General features: G+C 57.1%; 5 protein-coding genes. 2 read left to right on the top strand and 3 right to left on the bottom strand.

Annotated features, from left to right (window positions below; translation table 11 throughout):
- Positions 1-609: 609 nt before the first annotated feature.
- Entirely contained in the window at positions 610-1,056 is a 447-nt protein-coding gene (locus tag FJ145_26430) for a cupin domain-containing protein (protein MBM4264948.1), read from the top strand.
- 179 nt (positions 1,057-1,235) lie between these two features.
- Complete coding sequence (locus tag FJ145_26425; protein MBM4264947.1) at positions 1,236-1,550, top strand: hypothetical protein; 315 nt, start codon at positions 1,236-1,238, stop codon at positions 1,548-1,550.
- 85 nt (positions 1,551-1,635) lie between these two features.
- Here FJ145_26425 and FJ145_26420 read toward each other — a convergent pair whose 3' ends face one another.
- The 3 genes from FJ145_26420 to FJ145_26410 form a co-directional block, all read right to left on the bottom strand.
- Positions 1,636-2,481 carry a heme-dependent peroxidase gene (locus tag FJ145_26420; GenBank protein MBM4264946.1) on the bottom strand — a complete coding sequence of 282 codons (846 nt, stop codon included), beginning with the start codon at positions 2,479-2,481 and terminating at the stop codon, positions 1,636-1,638.
- A 3-nt stretch (positions 2,482-2,484) separates the two neighbouring features.
- Positions 2,485-3,123: a DUF4126 domain-containing protein gene (locus FJ145_26415; GenBank protein ID MBM4264945.1), complete on the bottom strand. Its 639-nt coding sequence runs from the start codon at positions 3,121-3,123 to the stop codon at positions 2,485-2,487.
- Positions 3,124-3,232: 109 nt separating this feature from the next.
- Positions 3,233-4,663: a UbiD family decarboxylase gene (locus tag FJ145_26410; GenBank protein MBM4264944.1), complete on the bottom strand. Its 1,431-nt coding sequence runs from the start codon at positions 4,661-4,663 to the stop codon at positions 3,233-3,235.
- Positions 4,664-5,147 lie beyond the last annotated feature (484 nt).

The following is a 5,147-nucleotide window of genomic DNA, read 5'->3' as shown; positions in this document are numbered from 1 at the left end:
AAGAGCTTCCGCAAACTGAACGCACCACAGCTTGTCGGAAAAGTAGCGCGCGGGACGAAGTATGACAATGGCAAAGAGATGAGGGTCGCCGCCTAGTATCTTTTTACACACCTATTGACAACGGCTCTTGATCTTGCAAATTCTGTTCAGCCTAGAGCTGTCGCGCTTTCTTTCATCCAGGAAATTGACGAGCCGTACTGGTTCAACACAGAAGACCCTCCGCCTACGCCGTGATCTGATTGAACATATGCGGCTCATCAAGGAGGCTGACCTTACATACCCAATAATTCTCTCACCTGAAGGTCGCGTGATGGATGGGATGCATCGCGTGGCCAGAGCGCTGCTGCAAGGCCAGACACACATCATGTCAATACGCCTTCATGCCATGCCCGAGCCGGATTACGTCGGGGTTGATCCAGATGATCTTTCGTATGATGATGCCTAACAACTCGTTCCAGCCGACGTCCGGCTCGTTGCTTTGCTCCTCGCCGGCCGCGGCTGAACTGCATCGTTAAGCCTCTGACCGGCGATTTCTCGCAGACGGCGTACGGCATCATTCGTAGGGCAGGTCGCAATGTTTGCAAACCAAACGCTTTCAGGAGATCACCAATGACTGCAAAAGCATTCTTCACTACAACGAAAGACTATACGCGTCCGCTGAATGTTGTCGGAGAGCACATTACGGTGCTAGCGTCCGGAGAGGTTACCGGAGGTTATGAGATTTTTCTCCAAGCCGGGCCCGAAGGCAGTGGTCCGGTGCCGCACACCCACCCGTGGGACGAGTCGTTCTATGTGACCCATGGCGAGGTCGATTCCAGCATCGGAGAGGACGAGACGGTCACCGCGCTCCCTGGAACATTGGTGCATGTTCCTGCGGGCACGAGGCATTGGTTCCGCTGGCGTAGCGGCGGCGGCGCAATGCTTTCTATAACTTCACGACTCGGTGCGTCGAGGATGTTTGCGGAAATAGATCGCGAAATCGCCCCCGATCAACCGAATGTCGAGAAGCTGATCGCCATATGTACACGACATGGCCTTACGGCCAGCGCCCTATAGAACCCAGTGTGCATCGAGCGCGTCGGCGTCGCAACCGCAGCTTCGGCAGTAACCACTATCGTCGACTATCTTTGCTCTGTCGGCAGGCGCCAGTCGATTCACTTTTTGTGGCGTCCGCTTCTGCGTGATCCCAACGATGAGTTCGTAATCTTGTTATCTCACACACGTTTGATGAAGTAGTGGAAGATCGGGGCACGAGTACGTTTGATATCGGTCCGAAAAGCAACGACGAGCGAAAAGAAGCAATATCAACGGAAGTAGCGATGAGACGAGAATACGATTTTTCCAAAGCAATTAGAGGAAAGTTTTACCGCAAAGGTGCGGAACTGCGGTTGCCCACTTATCTGGAGCCAAAGTTGCAGAGCAAACTCGAACACATTGCCGGCAAGAAAGGCAAGGACGTTGGCGAGATGGTCAACCAATGGTACGGAAAGACGTGGAGTTTCTTGAGGACCAGACGTGAGCCGAATTTTGAAGCCCTAACCAGCGGCTAACCTTAATTGTCGGACGGGCAGATTCGAACTCGACGCGGAAGAACTGACACCCCTGAAGGAAACGATGACCAGCGTGTTGCAGGCTCTATTTAAATCCCGGCGTCTTGCCGTCTAGCAAAGTGCCGAGCTGGCTGGCGGGGAAGCGCAGGCCGACGTAGAAGGTTCCGAACAAACCGTACACCGCGCTGGCTTCGTCGAAGCGCATCTCGTAGACGAGTTTCTTGAAAACCAGCGGATCGTCGGCGAACAGATCGACGCCCCATTCCCAGTCGTCGAAGCCGATGGAGCCGGAAATGATCTGGGTTACGCGGCCGGCGTAGTGGCGGCCGATCATGCCGTGCTCGCGCATCATTCTTTGCCGTTCTTGAATCGACTCGCTGTACCAGTTCTTGCTCTCGCCGCGGTATTTGTTCATCGGATAAAAGCAAACGTAGCGGCGCTGCGGAATCTCGGGATAGAGCCGCGCTGTCGAAGCGGCGCGTTGCTTGGCGAGCTCGGCGTCGACCTCGCGGTTCCATTCGCCGGTGCCGGGCTGCAGCCCTTTGGCGACCAATTCCCCGTAGAGTTTCACCGAGGCCTCGTAGATGCCGAGCTCGACGACCGAAACGTAGGAAGTCGTCGGCTCGAGAAATTCCTGCAGCGGGGTTTGGGTGATGCTCAATTCGGCTTGATTCAAATCTTCGAGAGTCTTGCGGAAGTGGACGAACATCAAATCGCCCTTGTGGCCGAGCAAGGAAAACCAACCGCTGGCCTCCTGCGGGTTGGCTTCCATGGCCGACAACTGCCCGGCGCTGTGCTCAAGCACGTGCTTGCGCCCGGTGGCGCCAGCAGCCTGCCAGGCCGACCAGCGCACACGGAACATCTGATGGAGGAGGTACGAGCCGTCTAACGTTAACGGCGTCGCCGGTAGTGAGTTGGTCTCGTTGGCCATGGGTTAGCTCAATTGTGGTGTCACCGCCGGCGGCGATGGTTGATTGGGCTTGCCGTTCAGGCGGCCGCGCAGCGCCTGAAAGCCCTGTTTGGCTTTGCGGAAAAATTTCGGCAAGAGCCAAAGGGTCAGGGCGATGAAGACCACTAGCAGGCCGAGCATGACATAGGGGTAGTTGAAAATCATCCAGACGCCGCCCACCACGGCGGCATCTTCGGCAACGCTCGCGGTCCAATTGGTAAACGGTTCGGGGCTGGTGTTGATCGCCAAGCGCGTCGTCGCTTTAACGCCATGGGCGGTGGCCGCGACGGTGCCGCCGGCGAGCAGCGCCGCCATTTCCAACGCCGGATTTAAATCGCTCACCGCACCCGCCGCCAAGAGAGCACCGGCGGGAATCCTGATAAACGTGTGCAGCGCGTCCCAGCCGCTGTCCAAGTAGGGAATCTTGTCGGCGAAAAATTCGACCAGATACATCACGCAGGCAACCGCAATAACCGCCGGGTGGCTCAGCACTTCGAGGTTCTGCGGCAGGTTGATCATCTCCGTGCGGCCGGCAATGCCAAGCACAAAAACCGTTGCGTAGAGGTTTATACCTGAGGTCCACGCGCTGCCGAGTGCCAAACTCAAGACTTCGATCAAGCCCATACCTTGCTCCTTTGGTCAGTGCCGATGTCAGTTAGTTTGACGTTGAAATTCGCCAAAGCATTGGGCGCCTGCTGGTGGTGTTCGCCAACTCTGTCTTTACAAACAAAGCTTATAGCTTAAACTTATTTTCAATCTTATCCTTAAACTCTTTTTCAAAGGCATTGACCGCCGGGAATTGATCCATCCACTTGTATGGCCGGCAGGCGTCGATCAGCACGCGGTCCGAAGTATAGCCGCGCGGCGAGCGCTCTTCGGGCGGCAGGGCGGGCTCGCAGACCGAGGCCCAGACGTCTTTCACGACGTCGATGCCGTCGCGGACATAGCAGCGCGTCGCGATCGCCCAAATAACTTCGCCCGGGTTGGTAATGTCGATGTCGTCATCGACAACGACGACGAACTTGCCGCCGTAGGCGCCGGCGCGGGCGCCAGCCGCGACTAGCAGTGCCTGCTTGGCATGGCCGGCGTAGCGCTGCTTGATCGACACCACGGTAAACGGCCCGGGCTGACCGCCATAGACAAAACCCCAAACGCCTTTCACGTCCGGGATGCCGGCCTTTTCGAGTTGCTCCCATAAAGTCGCCGCACCCAATGGCATCGGCAGATAACTCGCCGGCGGTTTGAGTGGCGGCGCGCCGAGGATGATCGGATCGTTGCGATAGTAAACCCGCTTGACCGTCATCACCGGAGTCTCGCCGACATTTTCTTCGGTGAAATATCCCGGCCACTCGCCGAAGGGGCCTTCCTTGGGCATCTCTTCATCTTTCATCGGCGGCAGCTCGCCTTCGAGGACGATCTCAGCGTTGGCTGGAATCGGCAAGCCGGTCACGGCGCCGCGCGCCACCGGCACCGGTGAGCCCTGCAGGTAGCCGGCGAACTCGAATTCGTTGACATCAGGCGGCAGCGGCATCTGCGCGGCGAGAAAAACCGCCGGCCCTTGGCAGAGTGTGATCGCAATCGGCAGCGGCTTGCCGGCGTCGCGAGCGCGCTCAAAGGCGAGCCGGCCGTGCTTGCCCATATTCATTTTTACCGACACGTGGTTCTTGTCCTGGATCATCACCCGGTAGGTGCCGATGTTGACCTTGCCTGTCTCCGGATCTTTGGTGATGACGCCGCAGCCGGTACCGATGTAGGGGCCGCCGTCGAGCTCATGCCATTTGGGCACGGGGAACTTGTGGAGGTCGACGTCCTTTTCGGCCATTTGATTTTCAAATACCGGTCCGCCTTCCACTTGCTGCACCGGCACGGGTTTGTAAGCGGCGAGTTTCTTGCGCCATTCGTAGAGATATTCAACGCCGTTTTCAGCCTTGATGCCCATCGCCGGGCCAGTGCGCCGGCAGGTGCGAAAGACATTCGAGATCACTCGAAAACCGCCCGGGTAGTCTTTGAATTTATTGAACAATAGCGCAGCGCCTTCGCGCTCCGCAGCGCGTTCGGTGAGGGCGCCAACTTCCAGGTTGAGATCGACGCCGTCGAGCTCACGGAGCTCGCCCATTTGCTTGAGCAGATCGATATATCCGCGCATGTCGCTGACATCAGCCATGAAAATGCCTCCTTAAAGTGACAGCATACTATGGTGCGGCCGTAACGGAGTCAACGTTAACTTGTTGCTACGAATCTTGGGCAGCGCCGGTTGCCGGCAACATTCATTGTCCGCCGGTTGCGCCGCGATAACAGCATGCTATCGCAAGCCATGCTCTTGCCTGACGGGGCGGTTCGTAATAAAAGGTGTAGCGTGCGTGTCAGAGGGTCGTGGCAGAAGCTGGATTATTGATGATCCTAATCTTCTTTGAGAAGCAACGATGAAGTACTGTCAAGTCTGTAAGCAAGAATACGTCGCCGACGTCAAGGTCTGCGATTGCGTCGCGGCCACTCCGGTAAAACCTGCAGCTGCCAACGAGAGCCGTTGTCAATAGGTGTGTAAAAAGATACTAGGCGGCGACCCTCATCTCTTTGCCATTGTCATACTTCGTCCCGCGCGCTACTTTTCCGACAAGCTGTGGTGCGTTCAGTTTGCGGAAGCTCTT

It is taken from the genome of Deltaproteobacteria bacterium, assembly GCA_016874755.1.
In the GTDB taxonomy this organism is placed as follows: Bacteria; Desulfobacterota; Binatia; order UBA9968; family UBA9968; genus DP-20.
This window is presented reverse-complemented; position numbering and strand designations above follow the sequence as displayed.

Bases quoted from the DNA above. Each gene is read 5' to 3' on its own strand.
- FJ145_26430 (MBM4264948.1), top strand. From the start codon at position 610: ATGACTGCAAAAGCATTCTTCACTACAACGAAAGACTATACGCGTCCG.
- FJ145_26410 (MBM4264944.1), bottom strand. From the start codon at position 4,663: ATGGCTGATGTCAGCGACATGCGCGGATATATCGATCTGCTCAAGCAA.
- FJ145_26420 (MBM4264946.1), bottom strand. From the start codon at position 2,481: ATGGCCAACGAGACCAACTCACTACCGGCGACGCCGTTAACGTTAGAC.
- FJ145_26415 (MBM4264945.1), bottom strand. From the start codon at position 3,123: ATGGGCTTGATCGAAGTCTTGAGTTTGGCACTCGGCAGCGCGTGGACC.